General features: G+C 52.7%; 23 protein-coding genes and 1 other annotated feature. Of the genes, 17 read left to right on the top strand and 6 right to left on the bottom strand.

The window, feature by feature from the left end; all coding sequences use genetic code 11:
- Positions 1-20: 20 nt before the first annotated feature.
- The 5 genes from oppB to KCG39_RS07565 are packed head-to-tail and all read left to right on the top strand — an operon-like array spanning position 21 to position 4771.
- Complete coding sequence (gene oppB, locus KCG39_RS07585) at positions 21-941, top strand: oligopeptide ABC transporter permease OppB (RefSeq protein WP_004121700.1); 921 nt, start codon at positions 21-23, stop codon at positions 939-941.
- Positions 942-955: 14 nt separating this feature from the next.
- Complete coding sequence (gene oppC, locus KCG39_RS07580; RefSeq protein WP_004121697.1) at positions 956-1864, top strand: oligopeptide ABC transporter permease OppC; 909 nt, start codon at positions 956-958, stop codon at positions 1862-1864.
- A gap of 11 nt (positions 1865-1875) precedes the next feature.
- Complete coding sequence (oppD, locus tag KCG39_RS07575; RefSeq protein WP_004121695.1) at positions 1876-2889, top strand: ABC transporter ATP-binding protein; 1014 nt, start codon at positions 1876-1878, stop codon at positions 2887-2889.
- The gene (gene oppF / locus KCG39_RS07570; RefSeq protein ID WP_004121693.1) at positions 2886-3890 is read left to right on the top strand and encodes a murein tripeptide/oligopeptide ABC transporter ATP-binding protein OppF; all 1005 of its coding nucleotides are present in this window, start codon (positions 2886-2888) and stop codon (positions 3888-3890) included. The genes oppD and oppF overlap by 4 nt, the downstream gene beginning before the upstream one ends.
- 44 nt (positions 3891-3934) lie before the next feature.
- Entirely contained in the window at positions 3935-4771 is an 837-nt protein-coding gene (locus tag KCG39_RS07565) for an ion transporter (RefSeq protein WP_004121691.1), read from the top strand.
- Between the two features lie 67 nt (positions 4772-4838).
- On the opposite strand, the gene KCG39_RS07560 is transcribed toward KCG39_RS07565, so the two are convergent.
- Both KCG39_RS07560 and cls read right to left on the bottom strand, forming a co-directional pair.
- Positions 4839-5168, bottom strand: a complete 330-nt coding sequence (locus KCG39_RS07560) for an HI1450 family dsDNA-mimic protein (protein ID WP_004103097.1) — start codon at positions 5166-5168, stop codon at positions 4839-4841.
- 34 nt (positions 5169-5202) lie between these two features.
- Complete coding sequence (gene cls / locus KCG39_RS07555) at positions 5203-6663, bottom strand: cardiolipin synthase (RefSeq protein WP_004121688.1); 1461 nt, start codon at positions 6661-6663, stop codon at positions 5203-5205.
- Between the two features lie 143 nt (positions 6664-6806).
- Here cls and KCG39_RS07550 point away from each other — a divergent pair, with 143 nt between their 5' ends.
- Entirely contained in the window at positions 6807-6980 is a 174-nt protein-coding gene (locus KCG39_RS07550) for a YciY family protein (protein WP_004121687.1), read from the top strand.
- Positions 6981-7038: 58 nt separating this feature from the next.
- Here the strand turns inward: KCG39_RS07550 and KCG39_RS07545 are convergent, their stop codons facing one another.
- Positions 7039-7335, bottom strand: a complete 297-nt coding sequence (locus tag KCG39_RS07545; protein WP_004103089.1) for a YciI family protein — start codon at positions 7333-7335, stop codon at positions 7039-7041.
- 220 nt (positions 7336-7555) lie between these two features.
- Between KCG39_RS07545 and tonB the strand changes: the two genes are divergently transcribed.
- A complete protein-coding gene (gene tonB / locus KCG39_RS07540) occupies positions 7556-8284 on the top strand; it encodes a TonB system transport protein TonB (RefSeq protein ID WP_004121685.1) in 729 nt (242 codons plus the stop codon).
- 19 nt (positions 8285-8303) lie between these two features.
- Here the strand turns inward: tonB and KCG39_RS07535 are convergent, their stop codons facing one another.
- The 3 genes from KCG39_RS07535 to pfkB all read right to left on the bottom strand — a co-directional run bounded on the left by KCG39_RS07535 (position 8304) and on the right by pfkB (position 10592).
- Positions 8304-9176, bottom strand: a complete 873-nt coding sequence (locus KCG39_RS07535; RefSeq protein WP_049114188.1) for a fructosamine kinase family protein — start codon at positions 9174-9176, stop codon at positions 8304-8306.
- A gap of 106 nt (positions 9177-9282) precedes the next feature.
- A complete protein-coding gene (gene ghoS / locus KCG39_RS07530; RefSeq protein WP_004121679.1) occupies positions 9283-9567 on the bottom strand; it encodes a type V toxin-antitoxin system endoribonuclease antitoxin GhoS in 285 nt (94 codons plus the stop codon).
- A gap of 92 nt (positions 9568-9659) precedes the next feature.
- Positions 9660-10592, bottom strand: a complete 933-nt coding sequence (gene pfkB / locus KCG39_RS07525) for a 6-phosphofructokinase II (RefSeq protein ID WP_004121677.1) — start codon at positions 10590-10592, stop codon at positions 9660-9662.
- A gap of 288 nt (positions 10593-10880) precedes the next feature.
- Here pfkB and KCG39_RS07520 point away from each other — a divergent pair, with 288 nt between their 5' ends.
- The 10 genes from KCG39_RS07520 to ihfA all read left to right on the top strand — a co-directional run bounded on the left by KCG39_RS07520 (position 10881) and on the right by ihfA (position 19856).
- Entirely contained in the window at positions 10881-11639 is a 759-nt protein-coding gene (locus tag KCG39_RS07520; protein ID WP_004121674.1) for a DUF481 domain-containing protein, read from the top strand.
- 270 nt (positions 11640-11909) lie between these two features.
- Positions 11910-12143: a hypothetical protein gene (locus tag KCG39_RS07515; RefSeq protein ID WP_004121671.1), complete on the top strand. Its 234-nt coding sequence runs from the start codon at positions 11910-11912 to the stop codon at positions 12141-12143.
- Positions 12144-12591: 448 nt separating this feature from the next.
- Positions 12592-14520: a threonine--tRNA ligase gene (gene thrS, locus KCG39_RS07510; protein ID WP_004102966.1), complete on the top strand. Its 1929-nt coding sequence runs from the start codon at positions 12592-12594 to the stop codon at positions 14518-14520.
- A 3-nt stretch (positions 14521-14523) separates the two neighbouring features.
- On the top strand, positions 14524-15066 hold the full coding sequence (gene infC / locus KCG39_RS07505; protein WP_071830666.1) for a translation initiation factor IF-3: 543 nt from the start codon (positions 14524-14526) through the stop codon (positions 15064-15066).
- A gap of 96 nt (positions 15067-15162) precedes the next feature.
- On the top strand, positions 15163-15360 hold the full coding sequence (gene rpmI / locus KCG39_RS07500; protein WP_001124225.1) for a 50S ribosomal protein L35: 198 nt from the start codon (positions 15163-15165) through the stop codon (positions 15358-15360).
- Positions 15361-15410: 50 nt separating this feature from the next.
- Positions 15411-15767: a 50S ribosomal protein L20 gene (rplT, locus tag KCG39_RS07495; protein ID WP_004102963.1), complete on the top strand. Its 357-nt coding sequence runs from the start codon at positions 15411-15413 to the stop codon at positions 15765-15767.
- Between the two features lie 118 nt (positions 15768-15885).
- Positions 15886-16011: a sequence feature (Phe leader region), on the top strand.
- Complete coding sequence (gene pheM, locus KCG39_RS07490) at positions 15891-15935, top strand: pheST operon leader peptide PheM (RefSeq protein WP_001386830.1); 45 nt, start codon at positions 15891-15893, stop codon at positions 15933-15935. It overlaps the preceding feature by 45 nt.
- A 154-nt stretch (positions 16012-16165) precedes the next feature.
- Complete coding sequence (gene pheS, locus KCG39_RS07485) at positions 16166-17149, top strand: phenylalanine--tRNA ligase subunit alpha (protein WP_004119126.1); 984 nt, start codon at positions 16166-16168, stop codon at positions 17147-17149.
- A gap of 15 nt (positions 17150-17164) precedes the next feature.
- Positions 17165-19552 carry a phenylalanine--tRNA ligase subunit beta gene (gene pheT / locus KCG39_RS07480; protein WP_211811579.1) on the top strand — a complete coding sequence of 796 codons (2388 nt, stop codon included), beginning with the start codon at positions 17165-17167 and terminating at the stop codon, positions 19550-19552.
- Between the two features lie 4 nt (positions 19553-19556).
- Entirely contained in the window at positions 19557-19856 is a 300-nt protein-coding gene (gene ihfA, locus KCG39_RS07475; protein ID WP_004102960.1) for an integration host factor subunit alpha, read from the top strand.
- The last annotated feature ends 2 nt before the right edge of the window (positions 19857-19858 follow it).

The following is a 19858-nucleotide window of genomic DNA, read 5'->3' as shown; positions in this document are numbered from 1 at the left end:
CACGCCAGAAGGTACGGGCAATGTTAAAATTCATCTTTCGTCGCTGTCTGGAAGCGATTCCGACGCTATTTATTCTTATTACTATCTCTTTCTTCATGATGCGTCTTGCCCCGGGAAGCCCTTTTACCGGTGAACGTACGCTGCCGCCGGAAGTCATGGCGAATATTGAAGCAAAATACCATTTAAACGACCCCATCATGACTCAGTACTTCAATTACCTGAAGCAACTGGCGCACGGTGATTTCGGTCCTTCCTTTAAATATAAAGATTACTCGGTTAACGATCTGGTCGCTTCCAGCTTTCCGGTATCAGCCAAATTAGGCTTCGCCGCGTTTTTTCTGGCGGTTGTGCTTGGCGTGAGCGCCGGGGTTATTGCGGCTTTGAAGCAAAATACAAAATGGGATTTTGCCGTGATGGGGGTGGCAATGACCGGGGTCGTGATACCGAGTTTCGTGGTCGCGCCGTTACTGGTCATGATATTTGCTATCACCCTGCACTGGCTGCCGGGCGGCGGATGGAACGGCGGGGCGCTGCAATATATGATTTTGCCGATGGTCGCCCTGTCGTTGGCCTATATCGCCAGTATCGCGCGTATTACCCGTGGCTCTATGATCGAAGTTCTCCACTCTAACTTCATTCGTACCGCCCGGGCAAAAGGCTTACCGATGCGCCGCATTATTCTGCGCCACGCATTAAAGCCCGCGCTGCTGCCGGTGCTTTCCTATATGGGGCCCGCATTTGTCGGCATTATTACCGGCTCAATGGTTATCGAAACCATTTATGGCCTGCCGGGAATCGGTCAACTGTTCGTAAACGGCGCGCTGAACCGCGACTACTCGCTGGTCCTTAGTCTGACCATTCTGGTTGGCGCATTGACCATTCTGTTTAACGCGATTGTTGACGTGCTGTACGCCGTTATCGATCCGAAGATCCGTTACTAACGCTGGGGTTCGCCATGATGTTAAGTAAGAAAAACAACGAGGCGCTGGAAAACTTCAGTGAAAAGCTGGAAGTCGAGGGGCGCAGCCTCTGGCAGGACGCCCGCCGCCGCTTTATGCATAACCGCGCTGCCGTCGCCAGCCTGATTGTGCTGGTGATTATTGCGCTGTTTGTCACCATCGCGCCGATGGTATCGCAGTTTTCCTATTACGATACCGACTGGGGCATGATGTCCAGCGCGCCCGATATGGAGTCCGGGCACTACTTTGGTACCGACTCTTCCGGCCGCGACCTGCTGGTGCGGGTGGCGATTGGCGGGCGTATCTCATTAATGGTCGGCGTGGCTGCTGCGCTGGTGGCGGTGATTCTGGGGACGCTTTACGGGTCACTTTCCGGCTATCTGGGCGGCAAAGTGGATTCGGTAATGATGCGTCTGCTGGAAATCCTCAACTCCTTCCCGTTTATGTTCTTCGTCATCCTGCTGGTGACCTTTTTTGGTCAGAATATCCTGCTGATTTTCGTTGCCATCGGGATGGTCTCCTGGCTGGATATGGCGCGTATCGTTCGCGGCCAGACCCTGAGTCTGAAGCGTAAAGAGTTTATTGAAGCTGCGCAGGTTGGCGGTGTTTCAACGGGCAATATCGTTATCCGCCATATCGTGCCTAACGTGCTTGGCGTGGTTGTGGTGTATGCCTCACTGCTGGTGCCGAGCATGATTCTGTTCGAATCCTTCCTGAGCTTCCTCGGCTTGGGTACCCAGGAGCCGTTAAGCAGCTGGGGCGCGCTGCTCAGCGATGGCGCCAACTCTATGGAAGTTTCGCCGTGGCTACTGCTGTTTCCTGCCGGTTTCCTGGTGGTAACGCTGTTTTGTTTTAACTTTATCGGCGATGGCCTGCGTGATGCCCTCGACCCGAAAGACCGCTAAGGAGCGCCGACATGAGTACGATGGAAACGGCGAAAGCGCCGCAGGCAGCACAACAATCCGGACTGCTTCTGGATGTGAAAGATCTCCGCGTCACCTTTGGTACTCCCGATGGCGATGTGACTGCAGTCAACGATCTCAATTTTAATCTGCGGGCAGGGGAAACCTTAGGCATCGTGGGCGAGTCCGGTTCCGGTAAGTCGCAGACCGCGTTTGCGCTGATGGGCCTGCTGGCGGCGAACGGCCGCATCGGCGGTTCTGCGACCTTTAACGGTAAGCAGATCCTCAACCTTCCGGAGCGAGAACTGAATAAGCTACGCGCCGAGCAGATCTCAATGATTTTTCAGGACCCGATGACCTCGCTAAATCCGTATATGCGGGTAGGGGAGCAGCTTATGGAAGTCCTGATGCTGCATAAAGCGTTGGGCAAAGCCGAAGCCTTTGAAGAGTCGGTGAAAATGCTGGACGCGGTCAAAATGCCCGAAGCGCGCAAACGGATGAAAATGTATCCGCACGAATTTTCCGGCGGGATGCGCCAGCGCGTGATGATCGCGATGGCGCTGCTGTGCCGGCCTAAGCTGCTGATTGCCGATGAGCCGACAACGGCGCTGGACGTGACCGTACAGGCGCAAATCATGACGCTGCTTAATGAGCTCAAGCGCGAGTTCAATACGGCGATCATTATGATTACCCACGATCTCGGCGTCGTCGCCGGGATCTGCGATAAGGTGCTGGTGATGTACGCCGGGCGTACGATGGAATATGGCCAGGCGCGCGACGTCTTTTATCAACCATCGCACCCTTATTCTATCGGTCTGCTCAACGCGGTACCGCGGCTGGATGCGGAAGGCGATGCCCTGTTAACGATTCCAGGCAATCCGCCAAACCTGCTGCGTTTGCCGAAGGGGTGTCCATTCCAGCCGCGCTGCCCGCATGCGATGGAAATTTGCAATAGCGCTCCTCCTCTGGAGGAGTTTGCACCGGGCCGCCTGCGCGCCTGCTTTCAACCGGTGGGGGATTTGCTATGAACGCCGTAACGGAACAAAGAAAAGTCCTGCTCGAAATCGCCGATCTGAAAGTGCACTTTGATATTAAAGACGGTAAACAGTGGTTCTGGCAGCCTTCGAAAACGCTGAAAGCGGTGGATGGCGTAACGCTGCGTCTGTATGAAGGTGAAACTCTGGGCGTGGTCGGCGAGTCCGGATGCGGAAAATCGACCTTCGCGCGCGCGATCATTGGTCTGGTCAAAGCCACCGACGGTAAAGTCGCCTGGTTAGGTAAAGATTTGCTGGGAATGAAGGCCGACGAATGGCGTGACGTGCGCAGCGATATTCAGATGATCTTTCAGGATCCGCTGGCGTCGCTAAACCCGCGCATGACTATCGGGGAAATTATCGCCGAGCCGCTGCGTACCTATCATCCTAAAATGCCGCGTCAGGAAGTTCGCGATCGCGTTAAGGCGATGATGATGAAAGTGGGGCTGCTGCCGAACTTGATTAACCGCTACCCGCATGAATTTTCCGGCGGCCAGTGTCAGCGTATTGGTATTGCCCGCGCGCTAATTCTTGAGCCGAAGCTCATTATTTGCGATGAACCGGTTTCGGCGCTGGACGTGTCGATTCAGGCTCAGGTAGTGAATCTGCTGCAGCAGCTGCAGCGTGAAATGGGACTATCGCTGATTTTTATCGCCCACGATCTGGCGGTGGTGAAGCACATTTCTGATCGCGTACTGGTGATGTATCTCGGGCATGCCGTGGAACTGGGCACCTACGATGAGGTATACCATAATCCGCTGCATCCCTATACCAAAGCGCTGATGTCGGCGGTGCCGGTGCCGGACCCCGATAAAGAAAAGAATAAAACTATCCAGCTGCTGGAGGGGGAATTACCATCGCCGATTAACCCGCCGTCTGGATGCGTATTTCGCACGCGGTGCCCGATTGCCGGGCCGGAGTGCGCTAAGACGCGACCGGTGCTGGAGGGCAGTTTCCGACACGCGGTTTCCTGCCTGAAGGTAGACCCGTTATAATCTCTGGGGCTGACGTAAGTCAGCCCTTTTTTAGTGAGGTTAACGTGGCTTTTCATATTCATGCCGCTCGTCTGCGGCTGTATCATTTATTCTTTGATCAAAACCGACGCTCCGGCCGGCATTTTGAGGGATTTTGCGGTCTCTTCGCGCTGCTTAGCGTTCTGGTGATATTTATCGAGTCCGGATTGGGAACGCAATATCATCTGACGGTGGACGAATGGCATGTTTTTGTCTGGCTTGAGCTTATTGTTACTGTGGTTTTTACCTGTGAGTATATTCTGCGCATTATCAGCTGGCCGAATCCGCTAAAGTATATTTTTAGCTTTTGGGGAATTATTGACCTTGCCACTATATTACCGCTCTACGTAATGTGGCTATGGCCAGAGATCAGTATTGAGTACGTGTTCGCCTGGCGGGCCATGCGCGCGATACGCGCGCTGCGTATTCTTAAACTGCTGCGCTTTATGCCGTCGCTGAATATTTTTTGGACCGCCATCGTCAGCGCTCGCCACCAGCTGATCCTGTTCTACTCTTTTATTGCCATCGTGATGGTGATTTTTGGCGCCTTGATGTATCTGGTTGAGGGGCCGCGATATGGGTTTACTACGCTGAACGCGTCAGTTTATTGGGCGATTGTGACGATAACGACGGTGGGATATGGCGACATCACGCCGCATACGCCGCTCGGGCGAATTCTGGCGTCCATCCTTATCTTAATCGGCTACTCAATTATTGCGATTCCCACCGGCTTAATTACCACCCACATGACCACGGCCTTTCAGAATCGCCGTACTCAGCGCATATGTTCGAATTGTCAGCATACAAATCATGAAAAAGGCGCCCGCTACTGCAATGCCTGCGGCAGCGAACTGCCCGAATGAATAAAAAAGCCTGCCCTGGTTAAACCAGGCAGGCTTCTTCTGTATCGTTATTTACTTGAGAAAGAACTTATTCACGCCACAGAATATGGCAGAGCTTATGGTCTTTTTCACGGCACAGCAGCACGCGCGCAAAAATATCGTTAATCTCGCCGCCATCTTCATCGGCCAGGCCAATGACCACTTCCGCGAAGAAGTCAGGGTTGAGGTCAAAATCGACGTGCTCTTCCCAGTCAGGCGCCGGGTCAAAGAGCTCGGCGCCGCCGCGTTCTTCAAACTGCAGATTGAACAGAATGACATCTGCCGGGTCGAGGTTGTCCACGGCCAGCTCGAGGAAAATGTCGTAAGCCTGTTCAAGCGTTTCGTCTTCGGTCAGGCGATTATTTAAATCCATATCCATGATTGCTACCCATTAAACATCTGATTGGCACGTTTTACAGCAACGGACTGAAGAAGTAAAACAGTCGCTCGGCGATTCGCTGCCACAGCGGACGTTTTAGCCATAGCCTGGCGTCCAGCAGACGCGAGCGGGAGATATAATCATCCTGCACCGCGGCCAGATCGCTGCCAAATCCGGCATCGTCAATTACCAGCGTAATCTCGAAGTTCAGCCACAGGCTGCGCATGTCGAGGTTAACGGTGCCCACCAGGCTGAGCTCGCCGTCAACCAGCACGCTCTTGGTATGCAGCAGGCCGCCTTCAAACTGGTAGATCTTCACTCCGGCAGCCAGCAGCTCGGTAAAGAAGGCGCGGCTGGCCCAGCCCACCAGCAGAGAGTCGTTCTTGCGCGGCAGGATGATGCTGACATCGACGCCGCGCTGGGCGGCGGTGCAGATGGCATGTAGAAGATCGTCGCTGGGCACAAAGTAGGGGGTCGTCATGATCAAATGCTCTTTGGCCGCGTAGGCGGCAGTGAGCAGAGCCTGATGGATCAAATCTTCCGGAAAGCCCGGGCCCGAGGCGATAGTGTGAATCGTGTGCCCGCTGGCCTCTTCGAACGGCATAATGTTCGCGTCCGGCGGCGGAGGCAAAATACGTTTGCCGGTTTCAATCTCCCAGTCGCAGGAGTAGACAATGCCCATCGCTGTCGCTACCGGACCTTCCATTCGCGCCATCAGATCGATCCACTGGCCAACGCCGGAGTCCTGCTTAAAGAAACGCGGGTCGACCAGATTCATACTGCCGGTATAGGCAATATAGTTATCGATCATGACCATTTTACGATGCTGACGCAGATCCATACGGCGCAGGAAGACGCGCATCAGGTTGACCTTCAGGGCTTCGACGACATCAATGCCAGCATTACGCATCATGGCGGCCCAAGGGCTACGGAAAAAGGCCACGCTCCCGGCGGAGTCGAGCATCAGCCGACAATGTACGCCGCGTCTGGCCGCCGCCATTAATGATTCTGCGACCTGGTCGGCCATGCCGCCGGGCTGCCAGATATAGAACACCATCTCAATATTGTGACGAGCGAGCTGGATATCGCGGATGAGCGCCTGCATGACGTCATCGGATTCAGTGAGCAGCTGGAGCTGATTGCCTTTGACGCCGCCAATGCCCTGCCGACGTTCGCAGAGCTTGAACAAGGATTCCGCGACCGGACTATTCTCCTCGGCAAAGATATGCTTGCAGGCTTTGAGGTCTTTTAACCACTTGGCCGTTGAGGGCCACATGGCCCGCGCACGCTCGGCGCGGCGTTTACCCAGATGCAGTTCGCCAAACGAAAGATAGGCGATAATTCCTACCAGCGGAAGAATATAAATGACAAGCAGCCAGGCCATCGCTGACGGTACCGCGCGTCTTTTCATTAATATCCGTAATGTTACACCGGCGATAAGTAGCCAGTAACCGAGTATAACCAGCCAGTTCACCACCGTGTAAAAGGTTGTCATAGATGAAAAATCCTTTTGAATGACTTGATGACATGAGTTTACGCATCAACATCCATCTGGCAAATAAAAACGCAGCGAAAGCGTTGGTTAGCCAGATTCATCGGTCTATAATGCAGGCTGTTTTCACTCGTAGAGTAGTTGTAATGAAGCGTAGTAGAACGGAAGTAGGGCGCTGGCGCATGCTTCGGCAGGTGAGCCGCCGTAAAGCACGCTGGCTGGAAGGACAGTCGCGTCGTAATATGCGCATCCTCGCCATCAGAAAAGAGCTGGTTAAGCGGCAACGACACTCTCTGCTGTTCACCTTCTCTGAGTTTTGAGGGTCAAAACAAAAGGCACCGCTCGCGGTGCCTCTGTTTTTTGCCAACATTTGGTGCTTTAGAATACTTTTTTATACGGTTTTACAGATACTTTCTGATAAACCCCTGCGGCAATATACGGATCGTCATTGGCCCATGATTGTGCCGCTTCCAGTGATTCAAATTCCGCAATGACCGTTGAGCCGGTGAAGCCCGCCGCGCCGGGTTCATTACTGTCGACTGCAGGCATTGGGCCGGCGGTCAGTAAACGACCTTCATCATGTAATAATTGCAAACGCGCCAGGTGGGCGGGACGTACCGACGTCCGTTTTTCCAGAGAGTCGGCGATATCTTCAGCGTAGATAACGTAAAGCACGGCATGGCTCCTTATCAATAAATTGGCGAATCACGTTAAGTGAAACCGTCGTTGACTGCAATGCAAAGATGCTCACGATCCCCAGAATGCCACGTCCCGTCGGCTTTTTGTCAGAAATCAGGGCAAATTTTGATACAAGCCAACAACCCTAGTTGAATATGATTGCTATTTGCATTTAAAATCGGGGCATCATTTTTCAACAGAAACGACTATGAGCGCAATGACCTTTGATTTACCTCGCCGCTTTCCGTGGCCCACGCTACTGTCTGTGGTCATCCACGGCGGTGTTGTCGCGGCGCTGCTCTATACTTCGGTACATCAGGTAATTGAACGGCCGTCACCCTCACAGCCCATTGAGATTACTATGGTGGCCCCGGAAGATCTGGAACCGCCTCAGGCGGCTCAGCCGGTCGTTGAACCCGTTGTTGAGCCGGAACCTGAGCCGGAACCGGAGGTGATTCCTGAACCGCCAAAAGAGGCGCCGGTCGTTATCCATAAACCGAAACCTAAACCGAAGCCAAAGCCTAAACCGAAGCCGGAAAAAAAGGTTGAGCAACCGAAGCGTGATGTGAAACCGGCGGAAACGCGCCCGGCTTCGCCGTTTGAAAATACGAATACGGCGCCAGCGCGCACCGCGCCGAGCACCTCAACCGCGAACGCTAAACCGACCGTCACGGCGCCGACCGGACCGCGAGCGCTAAGCCGTGGGGAGCCGAGCTATCCGGCTCGTGCGCAGGCGCTGCGCATTGAAGGGAATGTTCGGGTTAAGTTCGACGTCACGGCGGACGGGCGCGTGGATAACGTGCAGATCCTCTCCGCCCAACCAGCCAATATGTTTGAGCGTGAAGTGAAAAACGCTTTACGTAAATGGCGTTATGAACCGGGTAAACCGGGGAACGGCATTACCATGACCATTCAGTTCCGCCTGAAAGGCGTACAAATCAGCTAATCTGCGTAAGCAAGGCCCCTTACGGGGCCTTATCCATGAACACGTCATCAAGCGCTTTCTGCGCCGTCACAAGATGTTGTCCGCCAAACAGAATCGCGCGATTCAGCAGCGTATAGAGCTGGTAGATGGGTTGCCGCTCGAGAAAGCCGGACGGCAGCGGCGAAACGGACTGATAGCCATCATAGATTTGCGGCGGCTGTTCCTGATGCAGTGGGAGCATTGCCAGATCGCATTCGCGATCGCCCCAGTAGCAGGCCGGGTCGAAAATATAGGGCCCGTTTGGACCGAGCGCGCAGTTACCGGACCATAAGTCACCGTGGAGCAGCGACGGCTGCGGCTGATGATTGCTCAATCGCTGCTGAATAATATCAACAAGACTATCGATATCGCCAAAATGCAGACCTTTCTCGGCGGCGAGCTCGAGCTGCCAGCCGATGCGCTGTTCGGCAAAGAACGTGGACCATCGACGCTGCCAGGCGTTCGGCTGGGGAGTGGTGGAAAGGTCATTGTCAAAATCCAGACCAAACTGCGGCTGATCGCTCCATTGATGCAAATGGGCGATTTGCTGGCCTAACAGGAAAGCGTTGTGCGCATCCAGCGGGCGAGGGGGGAGATATTCCATGACCAGAAAACTATAATCACGGTCGCTGCCTACGGCAAAAACCTGCGGTACATTCACGGTTTTACTTCGTGACAGCAGCTCAAGCTGGTCTGCCTCGGCCGTGAAGATGGGTAAAAGCTCACGTTCATCGCATTTTACGAAGTAATCTCGCCCGCCAAAGCGTAAATGCCAGGCGGCGTGGATCTCTCCACCGGGTAGCTCGTTTCGCAGTTCGATTTCAGCTGCTTCGGTATGCAAATCGCTTAACAAATTGCTGATAGCTTGCCACATGCCGTCTCTCCCCATGTCTTCCAACATTTCATAAGGTTAGCGCATAACCCCGGCGTAAAATTCGAACTGACGCACAACTGAACGTTTTCCGTTGCGTCAATCGCACTTATTGAGCTTCTATCCACTCGCTGAATGTTGACACGGTGACGTCAACGGCTCGTCCCAGCGCGGTTTCGGCTAAACCCGCGCTTAACGCTTTAACTTCATCGGCATTCTGTATGGAAAGCAGGCCGAAGGTATTGGTGCCGAGCTCGTGGACGTTCCCTTCATCATCGTTTAAGACAAGGGTAAATCCGGCGCGGGTGAGATGATTACTGAGTTCGTTAATTTCCGTTAACGTCTCTTCGTGAAAACGAACCGTGACGACCCAGGCGTTAATTTCGCTACTCATTTTTCACCCCATTGTTATCCATGGCATTTTTAGCATAGACCATCATGCTGATTTGGCGACACCCTCCGTTTTGCCAGAGGGAGCGAAGGAGATTATAAACCGCGCAGATAATCGTAGATTTTTTGCGTATTTTCCAGCGAGCAAAGGCGGGTGCCCTGATTGATGGTGGCCGCGCTGCCCGCAGCGACGCCAAAGCGAACCATATCTTCAAGCGAGGCATTTTCCGCCAGCCTTAAGGTCATCGCACCAACCATGCTGTCACCGGCGCCGACAGTACTCTGGCTTTTCATCGGCGGCGGTACGACCTGAACACTACCATCGGCATCAACACCAAGCGCTCCCTGTGCTCCCAGGGAGACGACGACGCGCTGGACTTTACCGGAACGAATTAACTCTTGCGCGGCGAGCCGCACATCATCTGGCTGACTCAGATCCCGCTGGACCAGCGCACTTAACTCTTTCTGGTTCGGTTTAACCAGTTCAATATTGCCGACATCAAGCGCGGCGGCGAGGGCATCACCGGAACTATCGACAATACAGCGCAATCCATGCCGCTGCGCGTTTTTCACCAGCTGCGTCAGGTTCTCGACGCTGATGCCCGGCGGCAGACTTCCGCTAATTACCAGCAGCGAGCCGGGGGCGATAGTGAGCACTTTTTCCTCAATGAGCCGGAGCTCATCCGCAGTTAATGCGGCGCCAGGCATCACGAAACGATATTGCTCGCCGCTGGCGTTCACATGAACGTGAAGATTCTGCCGCGTCCAGTCATGAGTCTCTACCGTATCGACGGGAACGTGTTCATCCGTCAGCAGCGCCGTCAGGTGTTCGCCGGTTGCCCCACCGACGGGAAAGATAGCCGTGGCGCTGCCGCCAAGAAAAGTGATGGCGCGCGCAACGTTAATTCCGCCCCCGCCGGGTTCAAACACGGGAGCGCTACAGCGTAGCTTGCCTTCCGGGTAAATTTGCGGGGTCTGCGTGGCGCTGTCGAGCGAGGGGGCTAACGTGAGCGTATAGATTTTGGTCATCCAGTTTCCTCCATAATACGAGTTTAGCGGCTCTGGTTTTAAGCATGGCACTTAAAGGAGGGAAGGGGAAGCGACGCGTAGCTTATGCACCGGTACCCCTTTTATCTTTATGAAATAAAAATTGTTTTGAGAAGCGTCTTATACAAAAAACGAAAGAGTAATTGATTGCTAAGTTAATCGTGCTTTTTTATAATTTACTCCCTTTCTTAGGACCGGCTATTAGCGATCCTCGCGAAAGCTCCCGGGACCCTCCTGGTCTCCTTATAGGTTGTACGGACTTAAAATTAAATGAAGCTTTTGAAGACAGTACCCGCAGCGGTGATGCTGGCGGGAGGGCTCTTTGCGTCTGCGTGCGCAATGGCCGATGATTCCGTTTTTACTGTCATGGATGACCCTTCTTCTGCAAAAAAACCTTTCGAAGGTACTGTTAACGCCGGTTATCTGGCGCAGTCCGGCAATACGAAAAGTTCCTCAATGACCGCCGACTCAACGTTGACCTGGTATGGCGATACCACCGCATGGTCGCTGTGGGGGAATGCCAGCAATACGTCGTCGAACGATCAGCGCTCTTCGGAAAAGTACGCGGTGGGCGGACGTAGCCGTTATAACCTGACCGACCAGAATTATCTTTTTGGTCAGGCGAGCTGGCTGACGGATCGTTACAATGGTTATCAGCAGCGTGATGTGTTCACCGCGGGTTATGGTCGTCAGATCATGAACGGCCCGGTACACAGCCTGCGTTTTGAATTTGGTCCTGGTGTACGCTATGACGAGTATACCGATGGTGATAATGATACTCAGCCACTGGGCTACGCTTCCGGCACCTACGCCTGGCAGATGACCGATAACGCCAAATTTACCCAAGGCGTCTCGGTATTCGGCGCCGAAGATACGACGCTGAACTCTGAAAGTGCGTTAAACGTTGCGATTAACGCGCACTTTGCCCTCAAAGTAGCCTATAACCTGACGTGGAACTCTGAACCGCCGTCATCGGCGCCGGAGCATACCGATCGCCGCACCACGCTATCGCTCGGTTATAAAATGTAATCTTTTCAGGCCGGATATTCCGGCCTGATTGTTTTAAATTTAGCAATAAGTGGCATTATTATTTTTGGTCTCTTGTTTTGTTTTTTATAAAAAGAAATGGTCTCCATAATTTCTTCATGATCGCTATTTTGCTGACAAATATGTAGTTAATTTGACACGAAAAGATAAATATTGGGTCGGACAAAAATGTGATCTGGATCTATACTGTTCACCACAGGCGGAGATAACGAATCCGTTCTATTATCTGAAACAAATAAGAGAATGACTATCATGAAAAATAGTAAAATCGCACTCGCGGCCGCGATGCTGTGCACGCTGTCTTTTGGCGCATTTGCCGCCGCTCCCGCACCGCAGCCGGGTAATCACGATCGTACGCAAGTGGGCATAGCCAAAGCGACCGATGTCGAAGCGGGCTCTAATATTGCACCGGGCTCCCAATCAACCGGACAGTCAATGAACGACGCGTTTGATGTTCATAAACTTGTCGCCGGCGAATGGTCCTGATATTTAAACGCCATTCATAATTTCTCTTTTATTATTTCGTCAAGCAGTAAACCGGGTAATGTTGTACCGGTTTCGCTTTACGCGTTTGGTGTAAAATCTTCATAATTTATGTGAAATCATAAATATTCTTTATGCGTCATATCGCGCTGTCGCCGTTTCTTCCGATCTATCGCTGAAGCAATTATGCAACGTTTGTTACACCTCCCCTTTTTTTCCCATCAACAATAACCATTTAGTCTTATGTGACTTTTATCACGCACTAATGATGTGTAAACTAACCCTCGGTGTTATCAACAGGCGGCTGCAGGTGGGGACGTGTCGTTGAACGAGCGTGCACACATTTTCGCAGAGTGAAGCGGGAACTGGGTCTGAACTTGTTGATAATTATGATTATATTGTTTTGTATGTGCTCTTTCGTGTGGGGCACCACTGCAAATAAGGACATGAAATGCCTGTAATTACGCTTCCTGATGGCAGCCAACGCCATTTTGATCACGCTGTGAGCCCGATGGACGTCGCTCTGGATATTGGCCCCGGTCTGGCGAAAGCCACCATCGCTGGTCGTGTCAATGGCGAGCTGGTTGACGCCTGTGACTTAATTGAAAACGACGCAACGCTCTCTATCATCACCGCGAAAGATGAAGATGGACTTGAGATTATTCGTCACTCCTGTGCGCACCTTTTGGGACATGCGATTAAACAGCTGTGGCCAAATACCAAAATGGCGATCGGCCCGGTTGTCGACAATGGTTTCTACTATGATGTCGATCTGGACCATACCCTGACCCAGGAAGATATCGACGCGCTCGAAAAACGCATGCATGAGCTCGCCGAGAAAAACTACGACGTTATTAAGAAGAAAGTCAGCTGGCACGAAGCGCGTGAAACCTTTGTGAAGCGCGGCGAGAGCTATAAAGTCTCTATTCTTGATGAAAACATTGCTCATGATGATAAGCCCGGCTTGTATCATCACGAAGAATATGTCGACATGTGCCGTGGGCCGCATGTGCCGAATATGCGTTTCTGCCATCACTTCAAACTGATGAAGACCGCGGGCGCCTACTGGCGCGGCGATAGCAACAATAAAATGCTGCAGCGCATCTACGGTACCGCCTGGGCAGATAAAAAAGCGCTTAATGCCTATCTGCAGCGTCTGGAAGAAGCCGCTAAGCGCGATCACCGTAAAATCGGTAAGCAGCTCGATCTGTATCATATGCAGGAAGAGGCGCCGGGTATGGTGTTCTGGCATAACGACGGCTGGACTATCTTCCGCGAACTGGAAACTTTTGTGCGTTCTAAGCTGAAAGAGTACCAGTATCAGGAAGTTAAAGGCCCGTTTATGATGGACCGCGTGCTGTGGGAAAAAACCGGCCACTGGGACAACTATAAAGATGCGATGTTTACCACTTCTTCCGAGAACCGTGAATACTGCATCAAGCCGATGAACTGCCCGGGTCACGTGCAGATCTTCAACCAGGGCCTGAAATCCTACCGCGATCTGCCATTACGTATGGCTGAATTCGGTAGCTGCCATCGCAATGAGCCGTCAGGCGCGCTGCATGGCCTGATGCGCGTACGCGGATTTACTCAGGACGATGCCCACATTTTCTGTACTGAAGATCAGGTTCGTGATGAAGTTAACGCCTGTATTCGTATGGTCTACGATATGTACAGCACCTTCGGCTTCGAGAAAATCGTCGTCAAGCTGTCAACTCGCCCGGAAAAACGCATCGGTAGCGATGAGACATGGGATCGTGCTGAAGCGGATCTGGCGGTGGCGCTTGAAGAGAACAATATCCCGTTTGAATATCAACTGGGTGAAGGCGCCTTCTACGGCCCGAAAATTGAATTTACCCTGTATGACTGCCTCGATCGTGCATGGCAGTGCGGTACTGTACAGCTGGACTTCTCCTTGCCGCAGCGTTTAAGCGCCTCCTATGTTGGCGAAAATAATGAACGCCAGGTACCGGTAATGATTCACCGTGCTATTCTTGGTTCGCTGGAGCGCTTTATTGGCATCCTGACCGAAGAGTTTGCCGGCTTCTTCCCAAGCTGGCTTGCGCCAGTGCAGGTTGTGGTTATGAATATTACTGATTCTCAGGCTGAATACGTTAACGAATTGACGCGTAAACTACAAAATGCAGGCATTCGCGTAAAAGCAGACTTGAGAAATGAGAAGATAGGCTTTAAAATCCGCGAGCACACTTTACGTCGTGTCCCTTACATGTTGGTCTGTGGCGACAAAGAGGTAGAAGCTGGCAAAGTTGCCGTGCGTACCCGTCGTGGCAAAGACTTGGGCAGCCTGGACGTAAATGAAGTTATCGAGAAGCTGCAACAAGAGATTCGCAGCCGCAGTCTAAAACAACTGGAGGAATAAGGTATTAAAGGCGGAAAACGAGTTCAAACGGCACGTCCGAATCGTATCAATGGCGAGATTCGCGCCCTGGAAGTTCGCTTAACAGGTCTGGAAGGCGAAGCTTTGGGTATTGTGAGTCTGAGAGAAGCTATCGAAAAAGCTGAAGAAGCTGGAGTAGATTTAGTTGAGATCAGCCCTAACGCCGAACCGCCAGTTTGTCGTATCATGGACTACGGCAAGTTCCTTTATGAAAAGAGCAAGTCTTCTAAGGAACAGAAGAAAAAGCAAAAAGTTATTCAGGTCAAGGAAATCAAATTCCGACCTGGCACCGATGATGGCGACTACCAGGTAAAACTCCGCAGCCTGGTTCGCTTTCTGGAAGAGGGTGATAAAGCTAAGATCACGCTGCGTTTCCGCGGCCGTGAGATGGCTCACCAGCAGATCGGGATGGAAGTGCTTACCCGCGTCCGTGACGATCTGAGTGAACTGGCAGTAGTCGAATCCTTCCCAACGAAGATCGAAGGCCGTCAGATGATCATGGTGCTCGCTCCTAAGAAGAAACAGTAAGGCCTTCAAGTAGCAATGTCTGTGGAGCCTTTAGGTTCCGCAGCTGTTGCTCGCCTATGTTTCGTTTATTAACAATGCGAAGTGGAAGTTATTAAAATGCCAAAAATTAAGACCGTACGCGGTGCTGCTAAGCGCTTCAAAAAAACCGGTAAAGGTGGTTTTAAGCACAAGCACGCTAACCTGCGTCACATTCTGACCAAAAAAGCTACTAAGCGTAAACGTCACCTGCGTCCGAAAGCCATGGTTTCTAAAGGCGATCTGGGCCTGGTCATCGCGTGCCTGCCGTACGCATAAGTCGTTAACCCTTTTAACTTTTTAATTAGAATAGATACAGGAGAGCACATATGGCTCGCGTAAAACGTGGTGTAGTTGCCCGTGCACGTCACAAGAAAATTTTGAAACAAGCTAAAGGCTACTACGGTGCGCGTTCTCGCGTATACCGCGTTGCCTTCCAGGCTGTTATCAAAGCTGGTCAGTACGCTTATCGTGACCGTCGTCAGAAAAAGCGTCAGTTCCGTCAACTGTGGATTGCGCGTATCAACGCAGCAGCACGTCAGAACGGTATTTCTTACAGCAAATTCATCAACGGCCTGAAAAAAGCCTCTGTTGAAATCGACCGTAAGATCCTGGCTGACATCGCCGTATTCGACAAATTAGCGTTCACCGCGCTGGTCGAAAAAGCGAAAGCAGCTCTGGCATAAGCCAGTTGAAAGAGGGAGCTTGTCTCCCTCTTTTCGTTTCAAGGCTATCAATCCATTGACTTTTATTCGCGTAGGCTTTTCAATACCAGTCTTACGTTTTTTATCAGACAAGGTAATGCAAGCATGAATGCTGCTATTTTCCGCTTCTTTTTTTACTTTAGCACCTGAACTCAGGAGGCTAGCGCGTGAAAGAAGAAACGGAAAACAGCGCCAAAAAGCCTCCCCCTGTGGAGGCTTTTTTTGTATCTGAACTGGCTCGTTCTATTTCAAGCTCCAGACGCGTGGGTTGACCTGAATCATTCGGTCAAATGAAGGATTACCTACGGTCTGCGGCTCGAAATAGTGAGAGCAAAATAATAACCATAACCGGTGTCTGCACCGACATAATGAGGAAAACCATGTCACATCTCGCAGAGCTGGTTGCCAGTGCGAAGGCAGCCATTAACGAGGCATCAGATGTTGCTGCGCTGGACAACGTCCGCGTGGAATACCTGGGTAAAAAAGGGCTTTTGACCCTTCAGATGACGACCCTGCGCGAGCTGCCTGCTGAAGAGCGTCCGGCAGCCGGCGCGGTTATCAACGAAGCGAAAGAGCAGGTCCAGCAGGCGCTTAACGTGCGTAAGTCAGCGCTTGAAAGTGCTGCGCTTAACGCGCGCCTGGCCTCGGAAACCATCGATGTCTCTCTGCCGGGTCGTCGTATTGAGAACGGTGGCCTGCATCCGGTGACCCGTACTATCGACCGTATCGAAAGTTTCTTCGGTGAGCTCGGCTTTACCGTCGCGACTGGTCCGGAAATCGAAGATGACTACCACAACTTCGATGCGCTGAATATTCCTGGCCACCATCCGGCACGCGCTGACCACGACACTTTCTGGTTTGATGCGACGCGCCTGCTGCGTACGCAAACCTCAGGCGTACAGATCCGCACCATGGCTAACCAGCAGCCGCCGATCCGCATTATTGCGCCAGGTCGCGTCTATCGTAACGACTACGATCAGACCCACACCCCAATGTTCCATCAGATGGAAGGCCTGATTGTTGATACCAACATCAGCTTCACCAACCTGAAGGGAACGCTGCACGATTTCCTGCGTAACTTCTTTGAAGAAGATCTACAGATTCGTTTTCGTCCGTCCTATTTCCCGTTCACCGAGCCCTCTGCGGAAGTTGACGTCATGGGCAAAAACGGCAAATGGCTGGAAGTGCTCGGCTGCGGTATGGTGCATCCAAACGTACTGCGCAACGTGGGTATCGATCCGGAAATCTATTCCGGCTTTGCCTTCGGCATGGGTATGGAGCGTCTGACCATGCTGCGCTACGGCGTGACCGACTTACGCGCGTTCTTCGAAAACGATCTGCGTTTCCTCAAACAGTTTAAATAAGGGCAGGACAGAACAATGAAATTCAGTGAACTGTGGTTACGCGAGTGGGTTAACCCAGCTATCGATAGCGAAGCGCTGTCGGACCAGATAACGATGGCCGGGCTTGAGGTTGACGGCGTTGAGCCGGTCGCGGGCAGTTTTAACGGCGTTGTTGTTGGCGAAGTGGTCGAGTGCGCTCAGCACCCTAATGCCGACAAGCTGCGCGTGACAAAAATCAACGTCGGCGGCGAACGTCTGCTGGATATCGTCTGCGGCGCGCCGAACTGCCGTCAGGGCCTTAAGGTTGCCGTTGCGACCATCGGCGCCGTACTGCCGGGCGATTTTAAAATTAAAGCGGCAAAGCTGCGCGGTGAGCCGTCGGAAGGTATGCTGTGCTCCTTCTCGGAACTGGGTATTTCCGACGATCACAGCGGTATTATTGAACTGCCCGCCGATGCGCCGCTGGGTACCGACATCCGTGAATATCTGAAGCTCGACGATAACACTATCGAAATCAGCGTCACGCCGAACCGTGCCGATTGTCTCGGTATTATCGGCGTGGCTCGCGATGTCGCCGTGCTCAACAAGGCGCCGTTGAATGTCCCGGAAATGCCCCCGGTAGCCGCCACCGTCAATGACGTTCTGCCAATCCAGGTCGATGCGCCGGAAGCATGTCCGCGCTATCTGGGGCGCGTGGTAAAAGGCATTAATGTCAAAGCACCGACCCCATTATGGATGAAAGAGAAGCTGCGCCGTTGCGGTATTCGCTCCATCGATGCGGTGGTTGATGTGACCAACTACGTATTGCTTGAGCTGGGTCAGCCGATGCACGCCTTCGATAAAGACCGCATTGAAGGCGGAATTATCGTGCGTATGGCGCATGAAGGGGAAACCCTGGTTCTGCTGGACGGCTCCGAGGCTAAGCTGGACACCGATACTCTGGTGATTGCTGACCATCAGAAAGCTCTGGCAATGGGGGGGATTTTCGGCGGCGAGCACTCCGGCGTAAACGATGAAACGCAAAACGTTCTGCTGGAATGCGCGTTCTTCAGCCCGCTGTCCATTACCGGTCGCGCCCGTCGCCATGGTCTGCATACCGATGCTTCCCACCGCTACGAGCGCGGCGTGGACTCCGCGTTGCAGTATCAGGCTATGGAGCGTGCGACCCGCCTGCTGATGGATATTTGCGGCGGCGAAGCTGGCCCGATTATTGACGTCACCAACGAAGCGACCCTGCCGAAGCCTGCGACCATCAGGCTTCGCCGCAGCAAGCTGGATCGTCTGATCGGTCACCACGTTGAGGATGCGCAGGTGAGCGATATTCTGCGACGTCTGGGCTGTGAAGTCACCGAAGGCCAGGACGAGTGGCATGCCGTCGCGCCGAGCTGGCGTTTCGATATTGCCATCGAAGAGGACCTGGTCGAAGAAGTCGCCCGCGTCTATGGCTATAACAATATTCCTGACGAACCGGTGCAAGCGGGCCTGATCATGGGCACCCACCGCGAAGCGGATCTGTCGCTTAAACGCGTGAAAACGCTGCTCAACGACAATGGCTATCAGGAAGTGATTACCTACAGCTTCGTTGATCCGAAAGTACAGCAGTGGATCCACGCCGGCGAAGAAGCGCTGATTCTGCCGAGCCCGATCTCCAGCGAAATGTCGGCGATGCGCCTATCATTGTGGACCGGCCTGTTAGGGACGGTGGTCTACAACCAGAATCGTCAGCAGACTCGCGTGCGCATCTTTGAGAGCGGTTTACGCTTTGTTCCTGATACTCAGGCTCCGCTGGGCATTCGTCAGGATGTGATGCTGGCTGGCGTGATTTGCGGTAACCGTTATGAAGAACACTGGAACCTGGCAAAAGAAACCGTCGATTTCTATGATTTAAAAGGCGATCTGGAGTCGGTCCTCGACCTCACCGGTAAGCTGTCCGACATCGAATTCCGCATCGAAGCCAATAATGCGCTTCATCCGGGCCAGTCGGCGGCGATTTATCTGAAAGGTGAACGTATTGGTTTTATTGGGGTTGTTCATCCTGAGCTGGAACGTAAGCTGGATCTGAACGGTCGCACGTTGGTCTTTGAACTGGAGTGGAACAAGCTTGCAGACCGCGTGGTGCCTCAGGCGCATGAAGTTTCTCGCTTCCCGGCGAACCGTCGCGACATCGCCGTCGTTGTGGCAGAAAACGTTCCCGCTGCCGATGTTTTAGCCGAGTGTAAGAAAGTTGGCGTAAATCAGGTAGTTGGCGTAAACTTATTTGACGTGTACCGCGGCAAGGGCGTAGCAGAAGGTTTCAAGAGCCTCGCTATCAGCCTTATCCTCCAGGATACCAGCCGTACACTCGAAGAAGAGGAGATTGCCGCTACCGTCGCCAAATGTGTAGAGGCATTGAAAGAGCGATTCCAGGCATCATTGAGGGATTGAACCTATGGCGCTTACAAAAGCTGAAATGTCAGAATATCTGTTTGATAAGCTTGGGCTTAGCAAGCGGGATGCCAAAGAGCTGGTAGAGTTGTTTTTCGAAGAGGTCCGTCGCGCTCTGGAAAACGGAGAACAGGTAAAACTCTCCGGGTTCGGCAACTTCGATTTGCGAGATAAGAACCAACGCCCGGGCCGTAACCCGAAAACGGGAGAGGATATCCCTATTACAGCCCGGCGAGTGGTGACTTTCAGACCTGGCCAGAAGCTAAAAAGCCGTGTCGAAAATGCGTCACCCAGAGACAAATAATC

This window comes from Klebsiella pasteurii, assembly GCF_018139045.1.
GTDB classification, from domain to species: domain Bacteria; phylum Pseudomonadota; class Gammaproteobacteria; order Enterobacterales; family Enterobacteriaceae; genus Klebsiella; species Klebsiella grimontii.
This window is presented reverse-complemented; position numbering and strand designations above follow the sequence as displayed.